This is a genomic window from Alloalcanivorax dieselolei B5 (genome assembly GCF_000300005.1).
Classification (GTDB): domain Bacteria; phylum Pseudomonadota; class Gammaproteobacteria; order Pseudomonadales; family Alcanivoracaceae; genus Alloalcanivorax; species Alloalcanivorax dieselolei.
The window spans coordinates 2512087-2539083 of the sequence record NC_018691.1; the positions used below are offsets into that span (position 1 = coordinate 2512087).

Consider the following 26997-nt stretch of genomic DNA (forward strand, 5'->3'; position numbering starts at 1 on the left):
TAATGATTCGCTTTTACGATCGATGGCATTAGGCCCGTGGGCCGGCGCACAGGTCAAGGCCGTCGTCACGTAAACGGGATCTTGCCGAGCAGCACCATCGGCACCGGGAATACGGAATTTGGCAGGAGACAGGGGTTATTATAATGTGCACACCCTGATTGGAAGGAGCGTACACACCCTATGGCTAAACGCAAGAAACCCCATACCCCGGCGGAGTATGGCTACGACTTTTCCGAGCAAGTTGGGCATCTGCTGCGCCGAGCCTACCAGCGGCATACCGCCATCTTCCAGCGTCATAGCTGTGACAAGCAACTCACCGCGATTCAGTTCGTGGCGCTATGTACTCTGGTGGAGAAGGGGCCCTGTTCGCTGACCGACATCGTTCAGGCCACGGCCATCGATCCAGCCACGGTGCGTGGGGTGATCAAGCGGTTGAAGGCACGGGACTGGATTGAGCTGTCCACCTGCCCTCAAGACCAGCGCAAGGTGATGGTAACGATCACGCCGTTGGGGGAAGCGCTGGTAGAGGAAATGATACCGACGGCTCAGCATATCACCGACCTGACCATGGAAAATCTCAACCCCGCCGAGCGAGTGGCGTTGTTGCATCTGCTGGCCAAGATGGGGTTGCCCGGCGAAGACGGTGGCGACTAATCACTGCAGCTGCCGGGTACGACGCAGATCGTCCCGATAGCGCACAAACCAGGGCGCCACCACCGGCAACGCGATGGCCGCCGCCGCCACAATCAGCAGAGTCAAGGCGATCGGGCTGTGAACGAATATATCCCAGGAGCCGCGACCGAGGATCAGGCTGCGGCGCAGATTTTCTTCCAGCAAGGGTCCCAGAATCAGCCCGAACGCCAATGGCGCCGCCGGTAGTCGCAGTAGATGCAGCAAATAGCCGATCACACCGAAGGCCAGCATGATGTAAACGTCAGCCATGGTGTTACGAATGGCGAACGAACCCACCACACACAGCACCGTGATTACCACCAGCAGGATATGAGAGGGAACGCGGGTCACCCAGGCCACCCAGCGCATTAACAACAGGCCAATAACCAGAGTCAGAATCAGCGCGAGAAAAAACGACGCATAAACACCGGATACGAAGTCCGGGTTGTTGGCGAACAATCCCGGTCCTGGTCGTAAACCGTGAATCAACAACGACCCCATCAGCACCGCGGTAATGGCATCACCAGGGATGCCGAGGGTCATCATGGGGATCAACGTGCCTCCCACGCTGGAGCTGTTGGCGGCTTCCGGCGCCACAACACCTTCCACCGCCCCCTTGCCAAATTGATCCGGACGCTTGGAAAAGCGCATTTCCTGAGCATAGGCGATAGCCACCGCGATAGCCGAGCCGGCAGCGGGAATCGCGCCCACGGCGGCGCCGATGAAGGAGCCGCGCAGCAAGGTTTTCCATTGCCCGAGCAATTCCCTCATGGGCGGCCACAGGCGGCCGATGGCAGGCATCACGCTTTTCGCGGAAGGCCTGCCGGCGGCGCCGATGTTCTTCATCACCTCGGCGAAGCCGAACAGACCCACGCACAGCGGCACCAGTTCGATGCCTCCTTCCAGCACCGGGCTATCAAAGGTCAACCGGGGGATGTCGGTGAGGCTGTCGAATCCCACCATGCCACAGAGCAGGCCCACGCCGCCGACCAGCATGCCGCGCAGGGTAGACCCCGGCGACGCATAGGCGAGCAACACCAGACCGAATACCGCCACCGCGGTGAACTCCGGGCTGCGAAATTTCATCGCCGCGGACGCCAGCAACGGTGCCACCAGCACCAGCGCCAACAAACCGATCAGCCCTCCCACGGTGGAGGACACCAACGCATAGGTGAGTGCCTGGCCGGCGCGTCCGGAACGCGCCATGGGATAACCATCCAGTTGCGTGACGATGGCCCCCGGCGTGCCGGGTATATTGATCAGAATCGCCGAAATCGACCCGCCGTAGACACTGGCCACGAACACCGCGAGCAGGAACAGAATCGCCATATGCGGGTCCATGCTGAAGCTTATCGGCAACAGGATCGCCAAGGCCATGGTGGAACTGACCCCGGGCATGGCGCCGAGCACCACGCCCAGCACGGTACCGGCCGTCGCCAGCAGCAGCCCCCAGGGCGATAGCACTGTAGCACTCAGCACGGACAGGAAATCATTCAGCATGGCGGGCCTCAATCAACCGATCGGCACTTTTAGTACCGATACAAAAACCACATAAAGGAAGGTACACAGCAGCCCTCCCAGAATCAGACCAGAAAACAGTGCGCGCGCTCTCCGCCCGTTGCGCCGCCCGCTCAGCCAGGCGGTCCAGGCGGCACTGAACAGAAAAGCCGCGGGCAGCAGACCAATCCTGGTGGCGGCCAGACACAGCACGACCATACCGAGAAACAAGGCCACGGCAGGCAAATGGTCGCCTTGGCGCAGCGACGGTCCGCCCTGCGCTCCGGAAAAAAAACGGACCAATCCTTTGACCAGGATCAACGCCGTCCCCAATGAGAGCAGGCCTAATACCAGCACCGGCAGGAAGGCGGCTCCCGGGTCCAGCCCGCTCTCCAAACTGGCCATGAGGCGCTTGCCGCTGAGTACCGAAAACCAGCCGGCGGCGCAGATGATGGCGAAAAAGGCGGCGACCGCCAGATCCAGAATCGGACTTGTGGTGGCCTCGGAAGTGTCGACGTTATCGGCAGGGTGTTGGGCCATGGCTCAGTCTTCGAGCAGATTGGCGTTTTCGAGGATCGTCTTCACTTCCAGGGCGCGCCGGTCCAGGTAGTCGCGGCTTGCCTCTGCGTCGAGAGGCATGATCACCAGGCCCAGTTCAGCGGCCTTGCTCTGAAACCCATCATCATTGAGCAGGTCATGGAAGCCTTTCTCCAACCGCTGACGGCGATTCCCGGGCACGCCTTTGGGCAAATAGAGCATGTAAAAATCCTCGGCGATGAAATCGTAGCCCTGCTCCTTGAAGGTCGGCACATCCGGGGCGAAGGGATGACGCTTCTCAGCGGCCACGCCGATGATTTTCACTTTGCCGGCCTTGTGTTGTTCGGCGAGGAGTGGAATCGGCAACGTGGAGGACATGACTTCCCCGGAAACCAGAGCCGAGGCAGTGGGCGCATAGCCCTGATAGGGGATCTTGCTGAGCGTCACGCCGAAACGCTTCTCGAGCATGGTGGCCGCGATGTAGGAAAATCCACCGGGGGAATCGTTGCCGTTGAGGATGGAACCGGGCTGCTCTTTGAGCGCCGCCAGATACTGTTTGACGGTACTGATGCCGGTGTCATTGGAAACCGCCAGGGACGCGGGCTCGGGACCGATCAGCATCAGTGGTTCCAGATCCGCCAGCGGCGTGGCGTTGGCGTTCATGTAGCTTTGCGCGATGGCGTGAGTGCCCATCATGCCGATGGTATAACCGTCCGCTTCGGACTGGGCCACGTGCCGAACGCCATTGGATCCGGCGGCGCCGGTTACATTGTTCACCACCATGGCAACCGGCAGGTTTTGCGGTGGGTTCTCCGCCATCAACCGCGCCGCCAGATCGTAGGCCCCCCCCGCCGGCCAGGGCACGACTATGGTGATGGGCTTTTCCGGAAAATCAGCCATGGCCCGGCCGGTCAGGGTTCCGAGCATGACCACCGCAAGAATGATGGTGACGAGAGATTTGGCACTCTTCATTGAGCTTCCCCTTTTTCACAAGGATGACGATTTCAGTTGGGCAATGGCCTCGTCGATACCGATGACATCGCCGTACTTACTGTCAATATCGAACAAGTTGGCTTCGTGGGGCTCCGAGTGGCGATCGCCCACCGCTTCGCGGACCACCATCACGCGGAAGCCGTGTTGCAAACCGTCCACCGCGGTGGCGCGAATGCAACCACTGGTGGAGCAGCCCATGAGGATGAGGGTATCCACGCCCAACGCCGTCAGAGTGGAGGCAAGAGACGTGCCGAAAAACGCGCTGGCGTATTGTTTGGTTATCACCAGCTCATCCGCCGCCGGTGCCACTTGCGGACAGAACTCGGCGTCCGGGTTGCCCTCCACCATGGCGCGCATGACCGGCGCCTTCTTCACCCAGATACCGCCGTCCAGCTGGTTTTGGCCACGGTAGCGAATATTGGTATGGATCACCGGAATGCCGCTGTGGCGAGCGGCTTCCAGCAAGCGCGGCGCATGGTTCATTGCTTCCACCACGCCCGGTGCGTAAAGCGCCGCTCCCGGGCGGGTGTAGGCCTGCAGAAAATCCACCGCCAGCAAAGCAGGGTGGCGCCCGAAACCGACCCGGCCGCCCCAAACCCCCTGGTAGTTGCTGGCCAGGTCATCCCGATTGCCGTTACTCATGATCTCCCCCTCAATAAGCGCCGGACAGCAGCGCGCCGGCTCCCGGTACCACCGGTTCCAGGTCCAATGCCTTGAGCATGGCATAGGTGGTGGCGATAGCGGCGGTCACCACCGGCTTGCCGGTGAGCGCCTCGACCTTGGGTACCGCCGCCAGGGACGGCATCTGCACACAGGCGGACAGCACGATGGCGTCGGCGTCGGAAAAATCCATGCCGGCGACGATATCCGGTAACCGGGCCGGGTCATGGCGCGCCACGTCCAGATTGTTGGGGATCTCCAGCGCGCGATATTCGAGCACCTCGGTGCCCTCGCCACGGATGTACTCCACCACCATTTCGGTGAGCGGCTTCATATACGGGGCCACCACCACTACCTTGTTGGCGCCGAGCACCTTGAGTGCATCCACCAGCGCCCCGGCACTGGTCACCACTTCGCATTCCTGATCGTTTTCCCGGGTACGCTGGCGCAATCGCTGCTGCGACTCGCGGTGGTAGCCCGGCCCCATCGACATAATGGCGACGAGACAGGCGTAACCCATGACGTCCACGGCGGCATCACTGAGCTCCAGCGCGCAACGATCGGACTCGCCGTCCATGGCGGCCAGTTCTTCCTTGCTGACGGTTTTCATGCGCATGCGGCTGGAATGGAAGGTGAATCGATCCGGACGAATTTGCTGCCGGGCGGTCAACATGGCCGGAATTTCGGTTTCCATGGTGATGTTGGAACTGGGGACGATCTGGCCGATTCGATAAGGTCTGGTCATGATGTTCTCCCGACGAGGGCGGCTCACGGCCGCACTCCTAAAAAGTCAGCGAAGCCCTGGAAGAAGCCGTCATAGTCATCCCAGGGAATCATATGACCGGCCTCCGGCACCGTTTCTATGCGAATGGATGGCAACAGCCGCCGGATTTCGTCTTTGTCCTCGGGCTGGATCACACCGCCTTTTCCGGCGCACATCAGCAGCGTTGGAATCTTCACGGACGGAAAGTCCTGATGAATGTCCACTTCATGAAATTCCTCGAAACTTTTTACGATCGCGGGCAGGTAGCAGGTGTGCAGCCATTCGGCACGCAGCAGCAACTGTTCCTCGGTCCAGGTCGGGCAGTACTTGCGCATGGTTTCCAGATCAGCGCCCGCTGTGCAGTCGTTGATGGAATCCACATACCAGGGCAACTTGCTGGGATATTCGCGGCGCCCCGGGCCGGACACCGGCGGATCAATCAACACCAGCTTGCCGATACCCCCGCCACCACGGGTCACGGCCCGCAGCGCGAACCTCGCTCCCATGGAATGGCCGGCGAGAATCACATTGCTCAGGCTCAGGGCCTCGACAAAGGCAATCACGTCGTCGGCACAGGTGTCAGTGTCGTAGTTCAGCTCCGGTCCGGTGGAGGAGAGGCCTCGACCCCGTACGTCCAGCACATAGGTATCGAAGTGCCGTCCCAGGCGTTCGGCCACGAACTCCCAGGTGATCGCCGGGCTGGTGATGCCGGGGATCAGCACCAGGGGTTGCCCCTTGCCGCCATAACGCAAGTAATGTTGACGGATGCCGTTGGCGTGCACGTTGGCGCCATAGAGTCGGGTGGTGCTCATGCGGTCTCCTTCTTGGTTTGCGTCGCCGGATCGTTCAAAGGGACGTCGAAGACGTCATAGGCAAACACCCAGGCCGGGTCTTCATCGTTGCGCAGCCAGGTATTGTCGTGGGACACCTGCTGCACCCGTGAGGCTCGTTCAAAGCGGTTGGCGCGATACAACTCGAAGGCTTCGCTGTAGTGGGCGTTACCGACGGATTCCAGACAACGAACCAGCATGGCCGCGTCCTCAATGGCCATGGCGGCCCCCTGGGCCATATGCGGTTTCATTGGATGAGCGGCGTCACCGAGCAACACCAACCGATTGTCGTGCCACAAGGGCAGGGGATTACGTTCCAGTAGCGGCCACTTGGTGACCTGCTCGGTACAGTCGATCAGCGCCTGCACCACGTCGCCATAACCGGCAAACGCCTTGCGCATCTCCTCCCGGGAGCTGTCGACAAAAGAGGTGCCATGATGCCAATCGGGTTCCGGTACGCCGGTCACGTAGTAGTACTCGCGCTGATCACCGGTGACGTAATAGACCATCATGTGCCGATCCTCGGACCACCACTTCACACAAGCCTCGAAGTCCAGATCATAGGCGGCCAGTTTCTGCGCGGAGATGATCGCCCGGTGTGCCACCCAGCCGCTGTAGATGGGCGCTTCCTCACCGAGAAGATGCTCGCGGATCACCGAGTTGACGCCATCCGCCCCGATCACAAGATCGGCACTGGCTTCGCTGCCGTCGGCGAAGGTCATCATCACCTTGTCGCCCTGGTCATCCACTGTCCGCAGCCGCTTGCCAAAGTGCAGACGGTCCTGATCCAACTGATCCACCATCAGCGCATGGAGATCACCCCGATGCACCGTAATGTAAGACGCGCCGTATTGTTTTTTGGCGAAATCGCCAAGTGGGATACGGGACAGATACTCCCCACTGGCGCCGTCCCGGCTGAACCAATAATCCGGGTGAGAGCCCATGCGATCCAGCTCATCCTCGATGCCGATGCGCCGCATCACCTTCATCACATTGGGGCCAAGGTGAATACCGGCACCCAGCCGCGAGAACTCCGGTGCCTGTTCATAAACTTGAGTGGGGTAACCCGCCCGCTGTAACAACGCCGCCGCCGCGGCGCCGCCCAGGCCAGCGCCGATCACCGCGATGGTTGGCTTGGTGGTAGTCAAGATCAGACCCTCCTGATGATTCCTGGTATTGACGAATAAATAACGTACACACCATTTATTGACTCGGCAACCCTGTTCCCAATAAAGTCGATTTAATGTTTGAAGTTCTCCGTCAATAATTAAAAACAATGCACTTACTGGTTCCATGTCTCGAATTGGTGTTTTTGATAAGGCACCACCAGATTCGCGCATTTATGGTGTATGCATTGAATCAAATGATCAGAAATCGTGCATGCCCGACAACGCATGCCATGAACATCAGCCCGCACCCGATCGGTGCGTGACAATCAGAGCAGGAGGCACCAATGCCCGTCAGTCAGAGCGAACTTACTCAACACTTCGAGCACGTACTGCGTCTTTCCAGGGTGGACGAGAGCCAAAGCGTGGCGATTCTCAAGAGCCACTACTCCAACACTTTTATCGTCAATGCGGCGATGGAAGCCGCGCTGCGCCTCAAGGCACGCGCTTACATCGTTGAGTTGCCCGCCTTCAACCACGAGACCGCCATGGGTAACGACCTTACCGCCTATGTGGGCCATACCGCGCTCACCGACCACCCCGCCGCCCAGCAGGCGCTGATGGCCGCCGATCTGGTGGTGGATACAATGATGCTGCTGCACTCCCCGGAGCAGGAAGCCATCCTCAAGTCCGGCACCCGCATTCTGCTGGCGGTGGAGCCACCGGAGATGCTGGCGCGCATGCTGCCCAGCGAGTCGGATAAACGCCGCGTGGTCGCGGCACAGAAGGTGTTCGAGCAAGCCGCCACCATCAAGGTCACGTCCGCCGCCGGCAGTGACTTCCAGGCCGCGCTGGGCCAGTACCCGGTGGTTACCGAGTATGGCTTCGCCGATGAACCGGGCCGTTGGGATCACTGGCCCAGCGGATTCCTGTTTTCCTGGCCCAACGAGGGCACCGCCGAGGGGACTCTGGTACTGGACGTCGGCGACATCCTGTTACCGTTCAAGAACTACGTGCGGGAAAAACCGGTGACGCTGGAAATCGAGAAAGGCTTCATCAAACGCATCCACGGCGGCTTCGACGCCGAGTACCTGCGCGAATACATGGAACACTTCAAGGACCCCGAAGTGTACGCGCTGTCGCACATCGGCTGGGGGCTGCAGCCGCGCGCCCAATGGACGGCCCTGGGCTTGCACGACAAGAACGACGCCATTGGCATGGACGCCCGTGCTTTCGAGGGCAACTTCCTGTTCTCCACCGGCCCCAATACCGAAGTGGGCGGTCCCCGCAACACGCCTTGCCACATGGACATCCCGATGCGTCACTGTACTGTGATGCTCGATGATCTGACCGTCGTCGAGGAAGGAAAAGTGGTGGCACCGGAAGAGTCCTTATCCCGCTAAGCCGCAAGCGCCAGAGTGCCTCAAACAGGTTCGCCAGCCCGGGACCGTTGCCGGGCTCGCCGAACCACCTGCCGGCCCGGCATCCGCGTCAGTCCGCCCGTCGCCCGCCGGCGAGGGCGGCGCGCACCCGCTCCGGAGTGAACGGCGGATGTCGAAAACGCACGCCGGTGGCATCGAACAAGGCATTGGCGATGGCGGGCGCGGCGGGCAGGGAAGTGGACTCTCCAACACCCAGAGGTGGCGTCTCCGGCGGCTCCAGCAGCACCAGATCAATCTCCGGCAGCTCGGAAAACCGCAGCAGCGGGTAACCGCCCCATTCCCGTGCGGCGGGCAGGCCATTCTCAAAAGGCACGCTTTCCTTCAGGGTGCGGCTGAGCATCTGGATGATATTGCCGTGCACCTGATGGCGAACCCCCGCGGGATTGATCATCAACCCAGCATCCTGGGACACCACCAGGCGCCGCACCCGGATCACGCCACTGACCGGATGGACCCGCAGGAACACCACCCAGGCGGCCAGGGCGGCGCCAAAGCCGGGAAACCTGCTGTGCACATAGCGCGCATAGGCCAGACCGCGACCGTGTAACCAGCCATCACCGTCCGCCACTTTCGCCCCCCGCTTTTCGGCCGACCAGTCGGCACGTTCGGCCGCCGCCAGCAATACGGCGCGGGCACGCTCGTCCTGGAGATGGCGCAGCCGGTACGCCAACGGGTCAGCACCCGCCAACTCCGCCAGTTCGTCGATATAGCTTTCGTGAGCAAAGGTATTGGGCAATGCCGACACGCCGCGCAGCCAGGCAGCGCGGATCAGGACGGGCACATCGTCACTGGCGATGCGGCGGCGAGGATAGGCATAGGGCGGCACGGCGGTGCGATCGCCCATCTGAAAAGGGTGCTCGGAGGCCGCCACCGCGCCGGTCAGCCGCAACGCCAGGGTAGGGGCGTTGTCCGACGGGTAGCGGGTGACGAAACGGTAACTGATCGGGTCGCCGTGCTCATCCTGCTCACCGTCCACATCCATGATCTGGGCCGCCCCTTTGGGCTCCCATAAGTGCTCCTGTTCTCTGGATAGCTGTACCCGGACCGGGCGACCCACCGCACGGCTGAGCAACGCGGCGTCGGCCCCCACATCGTCGGCACAGTTGCGGCCGTAACAGCCGGACGCTTCCAGCCGGCGAATGTCGATATTGGCTTCACTCAGATCCATCAGCTTGGCCAGATCGGCACGCAGGCTGTGAGGATTCTGGGTGCCGGACCAGACCGTCAGCGCCGAGTCCCGATAGTCCGCCACCGAGCAGGAAGGACCGATGGAGGCGTGTAACTGGTAGGGCCAGACGTAGGTACGATGCAGGGTCGAGCCCGCTGGCGGTGGGTCGGCACCCTCGTCTTCCAGCAGTTGCCGGCGCCGGGCGGGGAGCCCGCGCAGGGCACTCTCCAGGTCATCCGCTGCGTTTAGGGGCGGTAATTGCCGGGGCTGGCGCCAACGCACCTTGAGGCGTTGCGCCGCGCGCATCGCCACCTCCTCCCGTTCCGCCACTACGCCAACAAAATCGCCCATCACCACCACGTCCACCAGGCCCGCGAGTCCGGCCAGCGACTCCCGCTCCACCGCGATCAGGCTGGTGCCGACAAATTCGCCCCGGTCCAGCCCGTGATAGGGCGGCCGAACCACGCGGCCGTGCAGCATGCCGGGCAGGCGCACGTCATGCACGTAGCTGAGTTCACCACGCGCCTTGGCGGGAATATCCACTCGCGCCGCGCGCTGACCCACTATTTTGTAGTCCGCGCGCGACTTAAGCGTCACCTGGTCGGCCAGCTTCAATACCTCCCGGCGGCCCTTCAACAGCTCAGCATAACCAATACGCCGATGCGGAAGCCGACGATCACGAATGACGCCATCGACCACCTGCAAAGAGTCCCTGGGTATTCGCAAATGGACCGCGCCCAACTCACGTAGCCGCTCTCGAGCCTGGGCCGCGGCCCGGCGCAACGGCTCGGCAGTGACCTGAATGCTGGCGCTGGCAATGGTGGGTCCCTGATTGGGGACCTCCGAAGAATGACCAAGCACCATGGTTACCGCCTCGAACGGAACGTCCACCTCCTCGGCGACGATCTGGCCCAGCGCGGTGCGAATTCCCGTGCCCAGGTCAACATGTCCGTTGAAGCCCAGCACCCGCCCATCCGCCAGCACGGCAATGAAAAGTTCCGGCTCGGTAGGCACGAAGTCCGAATCCGTGCCGGGCTGGCCCGGGGCGGGCTTGGGTGTTGGCTGTGGATCGCGATACACCACCAACACATCCGGTTGCTGCAGCAGGGTGTCACGGCGAGGCAGGGGAGTGGTTCGCATAGTATTCAGATCATCACGTCGACGCTGTGCATGAGCAAGCAGGATTGTCCGACGGGGGTTCATTTTACCCGTTTTGCCTGTTCTGCCCGTTTTATCCAATAAAAAACGTATACACCATTTATTGTCGGGTCAAGAAAGTGTGATCAAAGTTTTTTTCCAGCATTCGATGCTGCCTTGTTGACATCAACTTTCATTCTATTTATAGCTATTTAAAGCTGAAAATCAGTAGAAAACCTATTCCAAAACAACGTTGCGATTATCGCACAAAGAAAGTGCATACACTCCAGAATGAAACTCATAAACAGTGTATGCACTACAAATTGGCCGTCTGGCATCGTCGCGCCCCCGAATGGTGCGGCAACGGAGAGAGCATACGCATGCCCACCACGCACAGTGATCATTCCGATGATCATACAGTTCGCCTTACCGTCAACGGCGAGGAACGGCGCCTCAGCGTGGCGCCATCCACGCCGCTGTTGTATGTGTTGCGCAATGATCTGTCGCTGAATGGCCCCAAGTTCGGTTGCGGCCTGGGCGAATGCGGCGCCTGTATGGTGCTGGTGGATGGCCGTGCGGCACGCGCCTGTGTGCTCCCGACCAAAGCCGTGGCGGGGCTCACCGTGACCACGCTGGAGGGGCTGGCTGATGGCAATCATCTGGACCCCGTGCAACAGGCCTTCATCGACGAGCAGGCGGCCCAATGTGGCTATTGTCTGAACGGCATGATCATGACGGTGCGCTCGCTGCTCAACGAAAACCCGACGCCAACGCACGAACAATTGGTCGCCGCTCTGGATCACAACCTGTGCCGCTGCGGCACACATGTGGAAATCCTGGCTGCCGCTTGCCGGGCGGCGGGGCTAAAAGGGGAGTCGTCATGATCGACACGCCCGCGCCCTACGCTCCCGGACTGCGCTATGGCGTGGTAGTGCGCCCACCGGAATACCGCCTCAGCGAGGGAGCTTTCCGGTGTTCCCCCTTGCTGGAGGCGGACATCACCGACACAGGGCAGGGCGACGACGTCACCGTGGTGGTGCAAGGCAATTTCGTCGGCGTGGTGGCGGACAGCCTGGAACTGGCCCGAGCCTCGGCCTCCCGCTTGTCGTTACGCTGGGGCGTGCCGGAGCAGGACGACCGTACCAGCATCGCCCCCCGGTTGATGGATACACGGCTGCATGCCACCTATCACTGGCCCGGGCGGCTCAGTTGGGGCCCACGCGCCGGCTGGGTGATGGCGGATTTCAGCGGCGACACCGCGCGCGTGCGGGTTGCCACCACCGACAGCCAGCAACTGCGTCGGGAGCTCGCTCTGCTCATGGACTGCGAGCCCCAGCGGATTGCCATGGCAACCGATGGAGAGAGCCCCCTGGGGCGCCACTGCGGAGACGATGCCGTCGCCGATGCGGCCCTGCTTTCCCGGGCCGTCGGCCAGCCGGTGGCGGTCTGGCTGGATTCGCAAACCTACGGCGGCGATGTGGAGGCATTGCGACATGCCCGGCGAATCCGCTTCAGCGGCGACCTTGGCGGTGACAGTTTCCGTCTTGAGGCCGACCAGGGCAGGGTAACGGTACCCGTGCTGGCCCTGTGGCTGACCGGCCGCTTGCACGAGCAGCTGCCGCAGGAACCGGATGCAGCGGCGTTGCAATACCATTTCGCCCAGGAATCCTTTCTCGATGAAATCGCCGCCGCCAAAGGCGAGGATCCGATAACGTTGCGCTTGCGCCATATCCAGGATCGACGCGGCAGACAATTGCTAACGGCGGTGGCCGAGCAGGCCCAATGGTCGAAGACCGGCGCCGGGGCGCAATTGCACCAGGACCGGTTGCGCGGACGCGGCGTGGCCTACAGCCATCACCCGGCGACATCCGGCGGCGCCGGTCCCCGCAGTGCCTGGATCGCCGATGTGGAGGTCAACACCGTCACCGGAACGGTAAAGCTGGCACGTCTGATCGCGGGCCAGGATGCCGGTGACGATGGCCCTATTGCCCCTTTGTTGGACCCGGCACCGTTGCGCCAGGCGCTGGAGCAGAAACTGCTGGGCCTCCCTGAAGCGCCACCGGCCGTGGACGACTGGGCCGCGGAAGACACGGCCACTCTTCTTACCACCCCTCTTACCCCCCCTCTTGCCACACGAACCATCACACCGCCGGCCCGGCGACATCAGGCCAACACGCCCGCCACCGCCGAACAGATCGACCTGACACCGGCCGTGGCGGTGGTCGCCAACGCCCTTTATGATGCCACCGGCGTGCGCTTTCGCTCGCCACCGTTTTCTCCGGCACGGGTGCGCGCCGCGCTACACGGAAGAAACACTCCCCGGCGGCGGCGCTGGTGGTGGGCTGGCGGCCTGGCGGCAAGCGGCCTGCTGGCGGCGCTGTGGCCCTGGCCCGCGCCGTTGGCGCCAGTCGCCCGCCCCGCCGCCAATCTCTATTCCGAGGAAACCATCGAACGGGGTCGCCTGGTCGCCGAGGCTGGCGATTGCGCGGTCTGCCACACCGCCGAAGAGGGGACCACCAACACCGGAGGGCGGCCCTTCGAGACGCCATTCGGCGTCCTCCATAGCACCAACCTGACGCCGGATCCGGACACCGGCATCGGCCGCTGGTCCTACACTGCCTTCGAGCGCGCCATGCGCGAAGGCATTGCCCGCGACGGCCGTCATCTCTATCCAGCGTTCCCGTACACCGCCTTTGCCAGGATGAGCGACGCGGACATGCAGGCGCTGTATGCCTATCTGATGGCACAACCGGCGGTGAGCGCCGTGCCGCCCAACAACCGGCTGCGCTTTCCTTTCAACGTCCGTTCACTGATGGCCGGCTGGAACGTCTTCTTTCATCGCGACCAACGCTATCAGCCCGACACCGCACGCTCGGCGCAATGGAACCGGGGCGCCTATCTTTTCGAAGGGGCAGGGCATTGCAGCGCCTGCCATAGCCCCCGCAACCTGTTCGGTGCCGAGAAAAGTGGTGACGCCTATCTGTCCGGCGCCCTGGTGGATGGCTGGGAAGCGCCGCCGCTGACCGCCGACAATCGGGCGCCGGTGCCCTGGACCGAGGACGAGCTGTTTCATTATCTACGTAGCGGACGCTCCGAATTCCACGGCGTGGCCGGCGGCCCCATGGCTCCGGTAGTCGCCGGCCTGGCACGATTGCCAGAAGCCGACGTGCGTGCCATTGCCCATTATCTGGCCAGCCAGATGCAAGCCCCAACCCGCCTAACCGAAGCACAGCGCCAGCAAGCTCAGGACAAACTGGCCGCCAGCGCCATCGAACCGGCGGGTCTGGACGCTGGCCAACGCGTCTTCGACGGTGCCTGCGCTTCCTGCCACGCCAGCGACGCACCGGCCACCTTCACCAGTGCACGACAAGCGCTTGCGCTCAATACCAATCTGCACAGCGAGCGGGCGGACAACGTTATTCAATCCATCCTCGGCGGCGTTCATGTCCAGGGTGGAACGGGAGCAGGGGAGATGCCCGCTTTCTCACACAGTTTAAGCGACCGCCAGATCACTGATCTGGTGGCGTACTTGCGGGCGCGCTTCGCACCGGGAGAAACGCCCTGGAAAGACATCGGAAAGACCGTCGAGACGTTACGCAGGGAGCACGACCAACAATCATAAAAGCGTACTTCGCTAATCAATCGAGCCAACGAGGTGGGATATGCAACGAAGTAAATGGATCTGGCTGGTGTGGGTCGTGGTGGCGCTTTGCTACCTGGTTCCTTACACCATTCTCAGGGATGTACATGCCTGGTACGGAAGCTTTCTGTTCTGGAGTCTGGCCGGCGTCCTGGTGATCGCCATCAACCTTTACATCACCAAAGATTTCGAGGGGCGCTGAAGATGACCGAATCAATGATCTGGTGGTCGGTGGCGATCTACCTGGTGGTCGCCATAGGGATCGCGATACTGGCCCGACAAGGCAAAATGGCCGACATGTCCGGGTATTTTCTGGGCGATCGGAAAATGGGCGGCTTCGTATCCGCCATGAGTTATAGCGCCACCACCTACAGCGCCTTCATGATGGTCGGACTGGCGGGCTTGACCTATAAGGGCGGCGTCGGCGCCCTGGGGTTTGAAATCGTGTATTTCGCCGGCGTCTCCCTGGTGGCGATCTTCGGCCCCAGGTTCTGGGCGGTCGGTAAAAAGTTCGGCTACGTAACCCCCAGTGAGATGCTTGGCCATCGTTACGCCGACAAGAAAGTCTCCATGGCCGTGGCGATCTCCAGCTGTGTTTTTCTGATTCCCTATGCCGCGGTGCAACTGGCCGGTGTCGGCTACTTGCTGCAAGGGGCCACGGACGGCGCCATCCCGTTTACCACCGGCGTGGTCCTTGCCACCGCCGTAGCCATTTTCTTCTCCTATGTGGCCGGCATCCGCTCGGTGATGTGGACTGACTCCCTGCAGGCAATCATGATGATCATCGCCTCCACGCTGGTGGCCTGGCTGGTAATCCAGGGCCTGGGCGGCTTCCACGGCCTGTTCGACACCCTCGCCGAAAAGAAGCCGGAATCCCTGGTGGTTCCCGGTCCGGGTCTGTTCAGCTTCATCACCTTCCTGGGGCTGACCATCCCCTGGTTTTTCTTCAGCCTGTCCAATCCCCAGGTCAGTCAGCGGTTGTTCATGCCATCCTCGCTGCACGCCATGCGCCGCATGCTGCTGGGTTTTCTGGTATTCGGCCTGATTTACACCCTGGTCTCCGTGCTGTGGGGGTTTTCCGCGCTCGCCGCCTTCCCGGATCTCGCCAAAGCCGACCTGGCCACCGCCACCTTGCTGGGTTCCGATTTGGTGCCCCCGCTACTAGGCGTCATCGTGCTGGTCGGCATCATGGCGGCGGCCATCTCCACCATTGATTCCATCATGCTGACGCTGTCCTCCATGTTTGCCCGGGACGTCTACGCCAACATGAAGGATGGCTGCGACGACACCAAACAGCTCTGGGTGGGCAAAATCGTGATCCCGATCATTGCCATTCTGGCGTTCGGCTTCGCCGAATTGCAGCTCGACCTGATCGCGGTGCTGTCGGTAGCGGCGTCCTCCGGTCTGGTGGCGGTGGTGCCGGCCACCATCGGCGCCTTCTACTGGAAGCGCGGTACCGCCGCCGGAGCCCTGGCGAGTGTGGTCGGCACCACCCTGATCGTGCTGATCATGTATGCCTCCGGTAACAGCTTCCTGGGCCTGCCGGCGGGCATCTGGGGCATTGTCGTCGCCACCGTGCTGTACGTGGGCGTGAGTCTGGCCTCCAGCGCCCCACTGGAGCGCGCCGCCGAGTTCGTGGACGCCAGCAAGAAATACTGACACACCACACCGAGCAACCCCTTGTGGCGCGCCACCTGGCGCGCCTTTTTTATTCCATTTCTGCCCATTAACAATGCCTACACCAAAATTGGCATTCTCGACATCTTATAAAATAAGTCTCCTGGCACTCCTTTTGCTTCACAAATGGGTGTACACAAAATAAATGTCAAGAGGTGCGCAGCATGAACAAAAACGGAGCGATATCTGTTCTCGCCATTGCCGGCATGCTACTGAGCGGGTGCGGTGGGAGCTCGTCTTCGGACTTTGCCTTTATGGACCAGTGTGAGGCACTGGTGGGGCTCCCGGTGGAGGGGGGCAGCGTAACCAGCGCCACCTACACCCGCGCGAACGATGGTGACCCGTCCAGCTCCCTGTGGCCGGACCATTGCCTGGTCCGCGGGGCCATGAACGAACGAACCGGGATCGACGGCAAACCCTACGCGTTGCGGTTCGAGGTACGCCTGCCGGAGGAGTGGAATGACCGCCTGTATTATCAAGGCGGCAGCGGGGTGGACGGCACCCTGTTCACCGCGGTAGGGCGGTACGCCGGCGGCGGCAATACCCGCAACGCCCTGATCGATGGTTTCTCCGTGGTAACCACGGACTCTGGCCATCAGGCGGAAACGGGCGCGCCGAACGGTTCCTTCCTGTTCGGCGCCGACCCCCAGGCACGCGATGAATACGGCGACATGCAGATTCCCAAGGTCACTGCCGCCGCGCGCACGGTGATCATGAGTCTGTACGGCAGCCCGGATCAGTATTCCTACTTCGTGGGCTGCTCCAACGGCGGGCGCCAGGCAATGATCGCCGCACAGCGGTATCCCGACCTGTTCGACGGGATCATCGCCTCCGCGCCGGGCTTCCGCCTGTCTCAGGCTTCGATCCAGGCGCTCTATCAAGCCCAGCTCACCGCCGAAGTGGCGCCAATGGGGCCGGAAGGGCACCCGGATCTTTCCCAGGGCCTGACCGCCGCGGAGCGCACCCTGGTGCGCGACCGTATCCTTGACAGCTGTGACGGCCTCGACGGCCTGGAGGATGGTATCGTCCATCGGCTTTCCGCCTGTGAGCTGAAACCCTCCGACTGGGTATGCGGGGTGGGGGAAAGCGATAACTGCCTGTCCGCGGAAAAAGCCGGGTATGTGGACGCCATGTTCGCCGGTGCTTACACCGCCGATGGAGACCTTATCTACTCAGCCTGGCCCTTCGATCCAGGCATGGTGGCACAGTTCGCCAATCCCTTTCTCGGCATCTTCGCCGGCGAGGCGTCGCACATCTACACCACGCCGCCGACCATCACCGAGGACCTCACCGGTTACGCACTGAACGCGGACATCGACGAGGAATACCGGAAATTGTTTGCCACCAACGCCACCTTCCAGCGTGCCGGCGTGGATTTTACCAATGGCGAATCCCCCAACCTGGACGCTTTCCGTGCCAACGGCGGCAAACTGATTATGCTCAATGGCAGCGCTGACCTGGCCGCTGGACATGGCCGCCTACTATGAGGACGTGGAGCAGCGTTACGGCGCCGCCACCGAAGACTTCGTCCGCGCCTACGTGGTGCCGGGTATGGCGCATTGCGCCGGAGGCCTGGCCACCGATCGGTTTGATTCGTTCGGCGAACTTCAACGGTGGACGGAGCAGGGGATTCAGGCCGACGAAATCGTCGGTACCGCCGGCGACGACACCCCTTGGCCTGGACGGACCCGACCGCTTTGTCCTTATCCCACTGAAGCCGTCTACGACGGCGTCGGTGATCCGGAGGTGGCAAGTAGTTTCACTTGCCAATAGAACGCTGGCGGCCCATCCGGGAGGTTTGGCCGCCACCGGTGGGCAGACTGATGTAATTTCCATCGATCACCAGAAGAGCCGGTGTTACCGAGCCCGGCTCTTGGGATACTGAATTAGGTGTAATGTATATTATGTTAAATAGAGTATTTACTGAGGAAACAATCCTCCTGCCTTAACAGGCCCCAATCACAACAGGGACGCCACCCGCTTGGCCGTTGCCTTGACGGACTGAGGGTTCTGACCGCTAACCAGGTGGCCATCGGTCACCACATTCGAGGTGAATGGCAGCAGCGCCTTTTCATACAAGGCTCCCCTGTCCTTCATCTCCTGCTCGGCGTTGTAGGGCATCTTCTTGGCTACCCCCGCCAGGACTTCTTCTGTCCAGGAGAAGCCGGTGATCTTACGGCCGGCAACCAGCAAGGAGCCGTCCGAAAGCCGGGTATTCAACAGGCCGCAGTAGCCGTGACACACTGCCCCCACAACCCCTCCCCGCTCGAAAATCTCCCGGGTGATCCGCTGCAAGCCGGATGCGCCAGGATAATCCCACATTACGGCATGGCCGCCAGTGAAGTAGATAGCGTCATAGTCCGCGGAATCGATCTGGTCCGGACTGGCGGTGTTCGCCAATAACGCCATTCGGCTCTCATCCGCCAGCCAGGCTTTCGCCGTGGCATCGATGTTGGGCCATTTCAGGGAACGGGGCTCCAGGGGCGACTGACCGCCTTCCGGGCTGACGATGCGCTGCTGGTGACCGGCCTTCTCGAACTCGAGGTAAGCATGAGTCAGTTCCGAAAGCCACAGCCCGGTCGGATCCGCCGGATCGGCATAATGGGCAACGTTGCTGACGACATGCAGTATCCGCTTGCTCATGATGAAGCCTCCTCATGGAAAGGGACTCTGCTCTTTGCAAGGCATACACCGCAGCGAGCGAAGGAGCAAGCGCATCAATCACCGCGGCGATTTTCGCTCTGGCATTCATCGGTAGCAGCGTACGACAGCGCGTCCTCCAAACGATCATTACCCCAGAACATGGCGTCACCAATCAGGAAAGTCGGGGCGCCAAACAGACCCCGATCCAGGGCTTCCCGGGTCTGCTCTTTCAGGCGCTGTTTGTTGTGGTCGGACTGGGCGGCCGTTAACAGCGACTCCGCCGGCAAGCCCATGTCCGCGAGGATGCCCCCCACCTCCTCCTCGCTGTTGATGTCCCGGTCGCGCTGAAAGTTATGCCGCATCACCTGGCGGTTGAACTCCGCGATCCATGGCATATCCGCCCCCAGCAGCGCCACCCGGGACGACAGCAAGCCGTTACGGGGAAATGTCGACGGCCGGGTCCACGGCAGCCGGTATTTTTCACATTGGCGAATCATGTCCTGCCACACGTAACGCAGCTTTTCCTGTTGCGCCAGGAACGGCGATCCCTGCCAGCCCAGTGCCTTGAAAACGGGGCCGAGCAGGAACGGCTTCCAGACAATGGCGACGCCGTGGCGATCCGCCTCCTCTTCCACCCGCATGACGCTCAGGTAGCTGTAGTTGCTGCCAAAGTCGTACCAGAACTCCATGGCTGGAGCGGCATGTTTCGAGACCATGGGATTTCCTCCTTCGGGAGCCGTCAGTGATGAATCAGCAGTACGCGAAGTTCGATACTATGACGTGGAGCCACATCGGCGGGCAGCGCCAGCGGATCAAAGGCGCCATGCGGCGTAAACCGCGCGGTACCGCTCAATTGGGTGTCGTACTGCTTGAAAATCAGCACCTCGTCCGGCGTCATCGCCGGGTAGTAATACCAGCGCTGGCGGGCGGTGTAGCGAGCCAGATAGATCTCGCCAGTGCGCTCTCGGTAGCGCACCTCCGCCGGGTTCAGATCCAATACCGAAAGGGTCGAGGCATCGCACAGTGCCAGCGGCGCATCCAGCACCGGGCCGCGTAACGGCCGCCACAGATTGACAATGGCATAACGGCTGTGCGGTGACATACGCTCCCCCTGGCGAGCCAGCACCGCGGCCACCCTGGCCCGTCCGGAGGCCTCGCTGTAATCGTTGTGCAGCCGCCCCACCGCCCCCGGGCGACGGCCATCACCCTGCCGCCCAAACCCGGCGGTGATCTGGCCGGGCTCACGGCGGCGGGCCTGATGATCGAACACCAGCGCGCGGTCGGCGCCGGTGGCGCGCCGGGCCATCTCCGCCATCGGCGGATAGTAGGTTGCGGCAATCCAGTCGCCGTCGTCCACCTGGTTCGGCACCGCTGTGTCCGTTCGCAATAACCGGAATCCCTGTCTGTCCAGCTCCGGTTCGAAGTCCGCGCGACGCGCATCCAGAATGGTCATGGCCCGGATTTCATATTGGCCTGAATCCTGGGGGGAGCCGTCCTCGGGCTGATACATGTAGTGGCGGGGGCGTTCGGCGCCGGGCACATGAAAACTGAGATGGGCCCGCATGGCCGCCTCATGACGAGCAAAAGACGATGAGAGATGATTCATACGCTGCGCCTCCATCTGGGTGAGAATCCATTGAAGGCTTCGGAGAAGCGCCGCTCAAACGATCATTTTGCAGCAATGATATGCTTTTTACTCATGGCTGGATGCCGCCTGGGACACCAGCCATTCCGCCAGCGTCCGCACCGAGGCGGATGGCGACGGCGACGCCAGGATCAGCCAGTGGGCGTACTTTTTGGATGAAGGGGCGGGCCGCGCTCCCTCCCCCAGATCAAAGACCTGCAAGCGCCCTTCCCTGATCAAATCCGCCACCAGCGCCCGTCGCCCCAGCGCCAGCCCCTGACCGTTCACCGTCGCCTGAATCAATTGGTCGTACTGGTTGAAACGTACCAACCGCGCCGGGCGCAAATGGTTCAGTCCGGCGCTGCCGAGATGGGATGACCATTGCAACCAGGGGTGGTCAGGATCGTCGAATTCCAATAGCACCTGACGAGCGAACACTTCCGGCCGATTCAGCGCGACATCCCGCCAGTCCGGATGCCCGACCACGATGATTTCATCGCCGAACAGCTTGATCGCGCCCTCCGGAGCCGCGGAGCGTGCACAGTAACGAATCGCCAGATCAACGCCCTCGGTGTCCAGATCCACGACTCTGTTGTTGGCGGCCACACGCACATCCACCTCCGGATGGCGCGTGATGAAATCGCCGAGCCGCGGCAGCAACCACAGTCCCACCACCCCCATGCTGGCGGTAATAGTGACCGGCTTGCGTTGTTCGCCACCACCAAGCGTTTCCACCAGTTCCTGCAGTTCCCGCATCATCGGGTCCACCGATTGGAACAGCCGCCGGCCTTCCTCGGTCAGTCTGACGCCACGGTATTCCCGGACCAGCAATTTGCAACCCAGGCGGGCTTCCAGCGTCTGGATCTGGCGACTGACCGCGGATTGGGTAAGGTGCAGATCCTCCGCGGCCACGGTGATACTCATCCTACGGGCCACGGCGACGAAGCCGCGCAGCGCATCCATCGGCGGCAGGCGATAAAGGGGGGCAGTCATTCCTGGCTCTCATGGAAAAACATCCGCCAAGACTGCGCCTGTTGTTCCGCTTTTGTCGAGTCTATGTCAGGAATGCTAAGTCGGGAGTGGCGGCAGGCGACAGTGGCTCACCGCGAAATCGATGAAATGACGCAGCGCCGGCAGGGCCCGGCCGCTGGCCCGATAGAACAAGGCCACATCAATCGGTGGTTGTTCCCACTCGGACCGCAGCCGGCACAAGTGTCCGGCCTCGATTGCTTCCAGCACCATATAGTGATGCAACCAGGCCAGGCCAAGCCCCTGTTTCACGGCTTCGATCATTGCCTCGGTGTCGTTGAGCCGCAGCGCCGGCCGCATAACCACTTGGCGACTACCCCACAGCCAGACACGATCCGGCGGATGCCGCATGGCATGGGTAATGAGCCGGTGTTCCGCCAATTGCTCCGGTGTTTCAGGCATGCCGTGACGCTCTATGTAGTCCGGCGAGGCGCAAAGCCAATAGGCGGTCTTGCCAAGACTTCGCCGTACCATGCCGTTGCTGCCCGCCATCGACATGGCGAAGATCAGATCGACGTTTTCCTGCTCCAGATCCGGGAAGCGCTCGGCCAGCTCCAATTCCAGATCAATTGCCGGGTAGCGGCGCACGAATTCGTCCAGGTGTGGTACCAAAAACGTCTTCGTCAGCCAACGGGCGGCCACCACTCTCAAGGTTCCGGACGGTTCGCCTTTGATTTGCGAGAGGCAATTTCTTTCCCCATCGTCGAGCAGCCGTAACGTGGCCACGGCGTGCTCCTGAAAGATTCTGCCGGCCGGAGTCAGGACCATGCGGCGGGTGGTTCTCTCAAGCAGGACGACCTCAAGGGACTGCTCCAAAGCGGACAACTGTTTGCTGACCGCCGGCGCGGACAATCCGAGCGCACGGGCGGCCGCGGCAATACTGCCGTTGTCGCACACGCTCAGGAAGGTGCTCATGTGGTCCAGTCTGGCCTTCATTAATTCGTAACTTCTGATTAAGAAAGAATTCCATTAAAGCACATTCCATCAACACCGCGTGCCTCCTAATCTTGCCCGCCAAGCTGAACGGAGGCCCCATGTCCCCTGCCCGATTTCCCCCACCCTCGGTGATTCTGCTCGCCGCTCTTGTGACACTGCCGCAGATCGGCGAAACCATCTACACCCCCGCGCTGGCGGATCTGGCTGCTGGACTTGCCATCAGCGAAAGTCAGGCGCAGACCTCCCTAAGCGTCTTCTTTCTCGGTTTCGCACTTGGTGTTCTGGTGTGGGGTCGGTTCAGTGACCGCTGGGGACGCCGCCCCGCCCTGCTTGCTGCTCTTGCGGTCTACGCGGCGGGCAGCCTGCTGTGTGTTAGTGCCGACGGACTGACTGTGCTGCGCATGGGACGAGCAGTGCAAGCGTTCGGGGCAGCCGCCTGTTCGGTGGTGGTCCAGGCGGTATGCAGAGAGGCGTTCGAGGGCGATAAGCGGGTGCGGGTATTCGCCACGATCGGCATGCTGATTCCGCTGTCCACCGCAATAGGCCCTTTGCTGGGCGGCATGGTGACCACTTTGTGGGGCTGGCGGGCCACACTGACACTGCTGCTACTGATGGGGTTGGTCCTGTGGCTGGCGGTCTGGCGTGCCTTGCCGGAGACCGGCGGCGGACCGACGCCGGCGCTGCTGCCTGTTGTCCGGCGCATGCTGGGTGATCGCTTTATTGCCGGCATGGTGGCGGTTATCGGAATCGCCAACGGCGTGCTGTTCAGTTACCACGGGGAAGCCCCGTTTTTGTTGATTCAAAGCGGGGGGCTGACGCCCGCGGAGTACGGTCTGACCGGACTCTGGGTAGTGAATGGCAGCGTGGTCGGCGCCATGGTCCTACGATATTTGGGTCGGAAAGGCTGGGGAAGCGACGCGCTCATCCGGCTGGGGCTGATCGCGATGTTGCTCGCTGCCGGCGGCCTGGCCGGTGTCGCCGGTCTGTCAACGCGGGACTTTGCCCTGGTCCCGTTCATCGCCTTCGCCGCCCTGCTGTTCACCGGTTTCACCCTGACCACCACCGTCTGTCTGCACCGGGCACTGGAGCGGTACCATGATGCGCTCGGAACCGCCGGAGCCGTAATGGGGCTCGCCTATTACGCCGTGGTAGCCGCCGTTACTCAAGGCATGGCGGCTTTGCACGATGGCCAGAGCATCACCTTTCCGTTGTACAGCATGGCACTGGTGTTGTTGGCCTTGCTGGCATACGTGGCGCTGTTGCGTCCGGGCTTGAAGGGCTCCTGAGTGGCGCTCACGTCGGTGCCGACGAAACAATGTCCAGCACCCGCCAGCACCCCGGCGGCGGCACCACTTCCCGCTCCCGCAGCAGGCGGTGCATGGCAGGCAGGCTGTTGCGCAACCACGCCCGCAGGTGCCAGACAAAGCCGCGCTTCGGCAGCCACTCAGTGTGTATCGCCGTAATAAAGCATCGGTGTCGACGGCTGACCTCGCCGTATGGAACGGCTATGCTTAAGAACCCCCAATACCATCCTGCCGGAGCAAGGAAGTATCGTGATCATCCATCCTCTCAGCGATCTGCATAACGAGCTGTACCGTCGCGCCGAGCCACCGGTGGCAATTCCGGACATTCCCGAGACCGACGCCGATCTGATTGTTCTCGCTGGCGACATCGATACCGGTGACCGCGGCGTGCAATGGGCCGTGGAGCAATCCGAAAAGCATGACAAGCCGGTGCTGTATGTCCCGGGCAACCACGAATATTACCGCCACGACATCCAGGATAATCTGGCCGCCATGCGCCAGCGCGCGGAAGGGACCCGGGTCCACGTGCTGGACCGGGATCAGGCGGTGATCGGCGGCATCCGTTTCCTCGGCTGCACCCTGTGGACCGATTACCTGGCCTACGACGGCGAAAACCGGGACGAACCGATGGCAATGGCCGCGGAACGCATGCCGGACCACCAATTGATCACCATTGAAGGCGTGCCGTTTCTTCCGGAACACGCGCTCGCTCTACACCAGGCCGCCATTGAATGGCTGGACCGGCGCATCGCTGAACCTTTTGACGGCCCCACCGTGGTGATCAGCCATCACGGCCCCGCCGGCGCCTGCTGCCATCCGGTCTTCTCCCCCGGACCGCTGGATGGCGCGTTCTTCTCCCGGCTGGAAGACCGTATCGGTCTGGTGGATCTGTGGATTCACGGCCATACCCATCTGTCCCTGGATCTGCCGGTAGGCGAAGGGCGTTTGATCTCCAATCAGTCCGGCTATCGCGGTGAAACCTCCGGGTTTGACTGGAACAAGACGGTCAGTGTGCCAGCCTAGAAGCGGAGTACTTACTTTAATTTTCCCCTTCAACTCATTGATTTAAAAAGAAAGAAAAGATCAAAACCGCCCGACGTGTAAAGCGCTGGTACTCGGCAACGGTTTGCGTTTACATGGGAACAGGGCCGCGCCGGTCCGGCGGGCCTCGACCTCAATGGGAGGTGAACCATGGCACACAAGCCGTTGTTCCTGATCCTGCTTCTGGCGCTGGCCGCGGCCGTGCTGATCGCCCTCCCCGTTTCCGCTCAATCTCCCTCCGCGCAACACTCCGCCCTTTCCGCGTCACCACCTGAAGTCCGCGTAATGGTCCTGGATGACGCTATCGGCCCGGCGGTCAGCGACTGGTTCGTGCGCGCGCTGGAGGACGCCAACGACGAGGCAGCGGCGTTGTTCGTGCTACAGCTGAACACACCTGGCGGGCTGGACCACTCCATGCGCGCCATGATTCGCGCCATTCTCGACTCGCGAGTGCCGGTGGCCATCCACGTTGCCCCTTCCGGCAGCCGCGCCGCCAGTGCTGGCACCTACCTGCTCTACGCCGCCCATATCGCGGCCATGGCACCAGCCACCAACCTTGGCGCGGCGACCCCCGTGGAGTTGGGCGGCGGTGCTCCGGCCCGCAATCCCGCCGGCAGCGGTGACGAAGATCAGAACGCCGCGCCGGACAGCGCCACCGCCCTGCGCAACAAACAGGTCAACGACGCCGTGGCTTATATCCGTGGACTGGCGGAACTGCGCGGGCGCAACGCCGACTGGGCCGAGCAGGCGGTACGCCAGGGCGCCAGCCTGCCCGCCGAGGAGGCGCTGGAACAGAACGTCATCGACCTGATCGCCGATGACCTGCCCGCTTTGTTATCGCAATTGGAAGGCCGTGAAATCGAGCTTCGCGGGCAGCAACACACGCTGACACTGAGCGGCCATCAGGTACGGAACATCGAGCAGGACTGGCGCACCGGCTTTCTGGCGATCATCACCAACCCCAGTGTTGCCTACCTGCTGTTACTGGTGGGCATCTACGGCCTAATCCTGGAGTTCTCCAGCCCTGGCGTCGGCGTGGCCGGCGTGCTCGGGGGCATCTGTCTGCTGGTGGCCGCCTACGCCTTGCATCTGTTGCCGGTGAGTTACGTCGGCCTGGCGTTGATTGTGCTGGGTATAGGGCTGATCGCCGCGGAAGCCCTGTCGCCCTCGTTCGGGGTACTGGGTATCGGTGGCGTAGCCGCTTTCGTGATCGGCTCGGTGATGCTGATGGATACCGAACTGCCCGCGTTTCAGATCGCGCTACCAGTGATTGCCGCCGTCGGCACCGGCTCCCTGCTCCTGGTCGGCGTCATTATTCGTTTGATCTCCCGTTCCCGGCGGCAGGCTCTTGTCAGCGGCGCCGATACCCTGATCGGCCAACCGGCGGTGGCGATCCAGGATTTCGAACTTCTCGGCATGGTACGCATCAACGGGGAGTTGTGGCGTGCCCGCACCGTCGCCCCGGTGCACAAAGGCCAACGATTACAGGTCATCGGCCGGAATGGCCTGACCCTGAATGTGGAGGACGCATCATGACGACCTACTATTTCTGGATTTCACTGGCGGTCCTTTTGATCGCCTTTCTGTTCAGCGCTTTTCGGATTCTGCGCGAGTACGAGCGCGGCGTGGTGTTCATGCTCGGCCGCTTCTACCGGGTCAAGGGACCCGGGTTGATCGTGATCATTCCGGTCGTGCAGCAAATGGTGAAAGTGGACTTGCGTATCCGCGTGCTCGACATTCCAACCCAGGATGTGATTTCCCGGGACAACGTGTCGGTGAAGGTCAACGCCGTGTTGTATTTCCGCGTGATCGATGCACAGAAGGCCGTGGTTAACGTGGAGGATTTCTTCGCCGCCACCAGCCAGCTGTCACAAACTACTCTGCGTTCGGTACTCGGCAAACATGAACTGGATGAAATGCTGGCCTCCCGGGACGAGCTGAATCGCGACATCCAGGAAATCCTGGATGACCAGACCGATTCCTGGGGCATTAAGGTCTCCAATGTGGAGATCAAACATGTGGACCTGGATGAAACCATGGTTAGGGTGATCGCACGGCAGGCGGAAGCCGAACGGATTCGCCGCGCCAAGGTGATCCACGCCAACGGTGAAAAAGAAGCGGCTCAGGTGTTGCTGGAGGCGGCGCGCACGCTGTCGGAGCAGCCCCAGGCGCTGCAGCTGCGCTATCTGCAAACCCTGACGGAAGTGGCCAACGATCGCTCCAGCACCATTGTCTTCCCGCTGCCCATGGATCTGTTGAAAGGATTCTTGAAACCTGGAGAAACGGGCAGGTAATACT

The 26997-nt window shown here is 61.9% G+C and carries 25 protein-coding genes; 12 read left to right on the top strand and 13 right to left on the bottom strand.

Features of this window, described 5'->3' with window-relative positions:
* Window positions 1-180 precede the first annotated feature (180 nt).
* Entirely contained in the window at window positions 181-654 is a 474-nt protein-coding gene (locus B5T_RS11290) for a MarR family winged helix-turn-helix transcriptional regulator (protein WP_014994634.1), read from the top strand.
* Here B5T_RS11290 and B5T_RS11295 read toward each other — a convergent pair whose 3' ends face one another.
* From B5T_RS11295 to B5T_RS11325, 7 genes are read right to left on the bottom strand one after another with little or no spacing between them, the layout of a single operon-like run.
* Window positions 655-2172, bottom strand: a complete 1518-nt coding sequence (locus B5T_RS11295; RefSeq protein ID WP_014994635.1) for a tripartite tricarboxylate transporter permease — start codon at window positions 2170-2172, stop codon at window positions 655-657.
* 12 nt (window positions 2173-2184) lie between these two features.
* Entirely contained in the window at window positions 2185-2709 is a 525-nt protein-coding gene (locus B5T_RS11300; RefSeq protein WP_014994636.1) for a tripartite tricarboxylate transporter TctB family protein, read from the bottom strand.
* Window positions 2710-2712: 3 nt separating this feature from the next.
* Window positions 2713-3678: a Bug family tripartite tricarboxylate transporter substrate binding protein gene (locus B5T_RS11305; RefSeq protein ID WP_014994637.1), complete on the bottom strand. Its 966-nt coding sequence runs from the start codon at window positions 3676-3678 to the stop codon at window positions 2713-2715.
* A gap of 15 nt (window positions 3679-3693) precedes the next feature.
* Window positions 3694-4341: an N-carbamoylsarcosine amidohydrolase gene (locus tag B5T_RS11310; RefSeq protein WP_014994638.1), complete on the bottom strand. Its 648-nt coding sequence runs from the start codon at window positions 4339-4341 to the stop codon at window positions 3694-3696.
* A 10-nt stretch (window positions 4342-4351) separates the two neighbouring features.
* The gene (locus tag B5T_RS11315) at window positions 4352-5104 is read right to left on the bottom strand and encodes a maleate cis-trans isomerase family protein (protein ID WP_014994639.1); all 753 of its coding nucleotides are present in this window, start codon (window positions 5102-5104) and stop codon (window positions 4352-4354) included.
* Between the two features lie 23 nt (window positions 5105-5127).
* Entirely contained in the window at window positions 5128-5934 is an 807-nt protein-coding gene (locus tag B5T_RS11320) for an alpha/beta fold hydrolase (protein ID WP_014994640.1), read from the bottom strand.
* Entirely contained in the window at window positions 5931-7100 is a 1170-nt protein-coding gene (locus tag B5T_RS11325; protein WP_014994641.1) for an FAD-dependent monooxygenase, read from the bottom strand. The genes B5T_RS11320 and B5T_RS11325 overlap by 4 nt, the downstream gene beginning before the upstream one ends.
* 305 nt (window positions 7101-7405) lie before the next feature.
* Between B5T_RS11325 and B5T_RS11330 the strand changes: the two genes are divergently transcribed.
* Entirely contained in the window at window positions 7406-8461 is a 1056-nt protein-coding gene (locus B5T_RS11330) for a hypothetical protein (RefSeq protein ID WP_014994642.1), read from the top strand.
* 88 nt (window positions 8462-8549) lie between these two features.
* Here the strand turns inward: B5T_RS11330 and B5T_RS11335 are convergent, their stop codons facing one another.
* Window positions 8550-10808: a xanthine dehydrogenase family protein molybdopterin-binding subunit gene (locus tag B5T_RS11335; protein ID WP_014994643.1), complete on the bottom strand. Its 2259-nt coding sequence runs from the start codon at window positions 10806-10808 to the stop codon at window positions 8550-8552.
* Between the two features lie 377 nt (window positions 10809-11185).
* Between B5T_RS11335 and B5T_RS11340 the strand changes: the two genes are divergently transcribed.
* From B5T_RS11340 to B5T_RS22295, 6 genes are all read left to right on the top strand, one after another.
* Window positions 11186-11689 (top strand): (2Fe-2S)-binding protein, encoded by a 504-nt coding sequence (locus B5T_RS11340; protein ID WP_014994644.1) that lies wholly within the window; start codon window positions 11186-11188, stop codon window positions 11687-11689.
* Window positions 11686-14427 carry a c-type cytochrome gene (locus tag B5T_RS11345; protein WP_014994645.1) on the top strand — a complete coding sequence of 914 codons (2742 nt, stop codon included), beginning with the start codon at window positions 11686-11688 and terminating at the stop codon, window positions 14425-14427. Before B5T_RS11340 ends, B5T_RS11345 begins: the two co-directional genes overlap by 4 nt.
* A 40-nt stretch (window positions 14428-14467) precedes the next feature.
* Window positions 14468-14647: a hypothetical protein gene (locus B5T_RS11350; RefSeq protein WP_014994646.1), complete on the top strand. Its 180-nt coding sequence runs from the start codon at window positions 14468-14470 to the stop codon at window positions 14645-14647.
* 2 nt (window positions 14648-14649) lie between these two features.
* On the top strand, window positions 14650-16104 hold the full coding sequence (locus B5T_RS11355; RefSeq protein ID WP_014994647.1) for a sodium:solute symporter family protein: 1455 nt from the start codon (window positions 14650-14652) through the stop codon (window positions 16102-16104).
* Window positions 16105-16376: 272 nt separating this feature from the next.
* A complete protein-coding gene (locus B5T_RS11360) occupies window positions 16377-17609 on the top strand; it encodes a tannase/feruloyl esterase family alpha/beta hydrolase (protein ID WP_051015475.1) in 1233 nt (410 codons plus the stop codon).
* Window positions 17566-17895 (top strand): tannase/feruloyl esterase family alpha/beta hydrolase, encoded by a 330-nt coding sequence (locus B5T_RS22295; protein WP_014994649.1) that lies wholly within the window; start codon window positions 17566-17568, stop codon window positions 17893-17895. The genes B5T_RS11360 and B5T_RS22295 overlap by 44 nt, the downstream gene beginning before the upstream one ends.
* A gap of 186 nt (window positions 17896-18081) precedes the next feature.
* Here the strand turns inward: B5T_RS22295 and B5T_RS11365 are convergent, their stop codons facing one another.
* From B5T_RS11365 to B5T_RS11385, 5 genes are all read right to left on the bottom strand, one after another.
* On the bottom strand, window positions 18082-18765 hold the full coding sequence (locus B5T_RS11365) for a type 1 glutamine amidotransferase domain-containing protein (protein WP_014994650.1): 684 nt from the start codon (window positions 18763-18765) through the stop codon (window positions 18082-18084).
* Window positions 18766-18839: 74 nt separating this feature from the next.
* Complete coding sequence (locus tag B5T_RS11370; protein WP_014994651.1) at window positions 18840-19481, bottom strand: 2-hydroxychromene-2-carboxylate isomerase; 642 nt, start codon at window positions 19479-19481, stop codon at window positions 18840-18842.
* A 23-nt stretch (window positions 19482-19504) separates the two neighbouring features.
* Window positions 19505-20371 carry a CmcJ/NvfI family oxidoreductase gene (locus B5T_RS11375; RefSeq protein ID WP_148279254.1) on the bottom strand — a complete coding sequence of 289 codons (867 nt, stop codon included), beginning with the start codon at window positions 20369-20371 and terminating at the stop codon, window positions 19505-19507.
* A gap of 87 nt (window positions 20372-20458) precedes the next feature.
* Window positions 20459-21382, bottom strand: coding sequence for a LysR substrate-binding domain-containing protein (locus B5T_RS11380; protein WP_014994653.1), 924 nt, complete (start codon window positions 21380-21382; stop codon window positions 20459-20461).
* Between the two features lie 75 nt (window positions 21383-21457).
* The gene (locus tag B5T_RS11385; RefSeq protein ID WP_014994654.1) at window positions 21458-22354 is read right to left on the bottom strand and encodes a LysR family transcriptional regulator; all 897 of its coding nucleotides are present in this window, start codon (window positions 22352-22354) and stop codon (window positions 21458-21460) included.
* Between the two features lie 98 nt (window positions 22355-22452).
* Here B5T_RS11385 and B5T_RS11390 point away from each other — a divergent pair, with 98 nt between their 5' ends.
* The 4 genes from B5T_RS11390 (at window position 22453) to B5T_RS11405 (ending at window position 26993) form a co-directional block, all read left to right on the top strand.
* A complete protein-coding gene (locus tag B5T_RS11390; protein ID WP_014994655.1) occupies window positions 22453-23640 on the top strand; it encodes a Bcr/CflA family efflux MFS transporter in 1188 nt (395 codons plus the stop codon).
* 267 nt (window positions 23641-23907) lie between these two features.
* Window positions 23908-24681 carry a metallophosphoesterase gene (locus tag B5T_RS11395; protein WP_014994656.1) on the top strand — a complete coding sequence of 258 codons (774 nt, stop codon included), beginning with the start codon at window positions 23908-23910 and terminating at the stop codon, window positions 24679-24681.
* Between the two features lie 168 nt (window positions 24682-24849).
* Window positions 24850-26235, top strand: coding sequence for an NfeD family protein (locus B5T_RS11400; RefSeq protein WP_014994657.1), 1386 nt, complete (start codon window positions 24850-24852; stop codon window positions 26233-26235).
* Window positions 26232-26993 carry a slipin family protein gene (locus B5T_RS11405; protein ID WP_014994658.1) on the top strand — a complete coding sequence of 254 codons (762 nt, stop codon included), beginning with the start codon at window positions 26232-26234 and terminating at the stop codon, window positions 26991-26993. The genes B5T_RS11400 and B5T_RS11405 overlap by 4 nt, the downstream gene beginning before the upstream one ends.
* Window positions 26994-26997: the final 4 nt, after the last annotated feature.

Bases quoted from the DNA above. Each gene is read 5' to 3' on its own strand.
- B5T_RS11290 (WP_014994634.1), top strand. From the start codon at position 181: ATGGCTAAACGCAAGAAACCCCATACCCCGGCGGAGTATGGCTACGAC.
- B5T_RS11295 (WP_014994635.1), bottom strand. From the start codon at position 2,172: ATGCTGAATGATTTCCTGTCCGTGCTGAGTGCTACAGTGCTATCGCCC.
- B5T_RS11300 (WP_014994636.1), bottom strand. From the start codon at position 2,709: ATGGCCCAACACCCTGCCGATAACGTCGACACTTCCGAGGCCACCACA.
- B5T_RS11305 (WP_014994637.1), bottom strand. From the start codon at position 3,678: ATGAAGAGTGCCAAATCTCTCGTCACCATCATTCTTGCGGTGGTCATG.
- B5T_RS11310 (WP_014994638.1), bottom strand. From the start codon at position 4,341: ATGAGTAACGGCAATCGGGATGACCTGGCCAGCAACTACCAGGGGGTT.
- B5T_RS11315 (WP_014994639.1), bottom strand. From the start codon at position 5,104: ATGACCAGACCTTATCGAATCGGCCAGATCGTCCCCAGTTCCAACATC.
- B5T_RS11320 (WP_014994640.1), bottom strand. From the start codon at position 5,934: ATGAGCACCACCCGACTCTATGGCGCCAACGTGCACGCCAACGGCATC.
- B5T_RS11330 (WP_014994642.1), top strand. From the start codon at position 7,406: ATGCCCGTCAGTCAGAGCGAACTTACTCAACACTTCGAGCACGTACTG.
- B5T_RS11335 (WP_014994643.1), bottom strand. From the start codon at position 10,808: ATGCGAACCACTCCCCTGCCTCGCCGTGACACCCTGCTGCAGCAACCG.
- B5T_RS11340 (WP_014994644.1), top strand. From the start codon at position 11,186: ATGCCCACCACGCACAGTGATCATTCCGATGATCATACAGTTCGCCTT.
- B5T_RS11345 (WP_014994645.1), top strand. From the start codon at position 11,686: ATGATCGACACGCCCGCGCCCTACGCTCCCGGACTGCGCTATGGCGTG.
- B5T_RS11350 (WP_014994646.1), top strand. From the start codon at position 14,468: ATGCAACGAAGTAAATGGATCTGGCTGGTGTGGGTCGTGGTGGCGCTT.
- B5T_RS11355 (WP_014994647.1), top strand. From the start codon at position 14,650: ATGACCGAATCAATGATCTGGTGGTCGGTGGCGATCTACCTGGTGGTC.
- B5T_RS11360 (WP_051015475.1), top strand. From the start codon at position 16,377: ATGGACCAGTGTGAGGCACTGGTGGGGCTCCCGGTGGAGGGGGGCAGC.
- B5T_RS22295 (WP_014994649.1), top strand. From the start codon at position 17,566: ATGGCAGCGCTGACCTGGCCGCTGGACATGGCCGCCTACTATGAGGAC.
- B5T_RS11365 (WP_014994650.1), bottom strand. From the start codon at position 18,765: ATGAGCAAGCGGATACTGCATGTCGTCAGCAACGTTGCCCATTATGCC.
- B5T_RS11370 (WP_014994651.1), bottom strand. From the start codon at position 19,481: ATGGTCTCGAAACATGCCGCTCCAGCCATGGAGTTCTGGTACGACTTT.
- B5T_RS11375 (WP_148279254.1), bottom strand. From the start codon at position 20,371: ATGAATCATCTCTCATCGTCTTTTGCTCGTCATGAGGCGGCCATGCGG.
- B5T_RS11380 (WP_014994653.1), bottom strand. From the start codon at position 21,382: ATGACTGCCCCCCTTTATCGCCTGCCGCCGATGGATGCGCTGCGCGGC.
- B5T_RS11385 (WP_014994654.1), bottom strand. From the start codon at position 22,354: ATGAAGGCCAGACTGGACCACATGAGCACCTTCCTGAGCGTGTGCGAC.
- B5T_RS11390 (WP_014994655.1), top strand. From the start codon at position 22,453: ATGTCCCCTGCCCGATTTCCCCCACCCTCGGTGATTCTGCTCGCCGCT.
- B5T_RS11400 (WP_014994657.1), top strand. From the start codon at position 24,850: ATGGCACACAAGCCGTTGTTCCTGATCCTGCTTCTGGCGCTGGCCGCG.
- B5T_RS11405 (WP_014994658.1), top strand. From the start codon at position 26,232: ATGACGACCTACTATTTCTGGATTTCACTGGCGGTCCTTTTGATCGCC.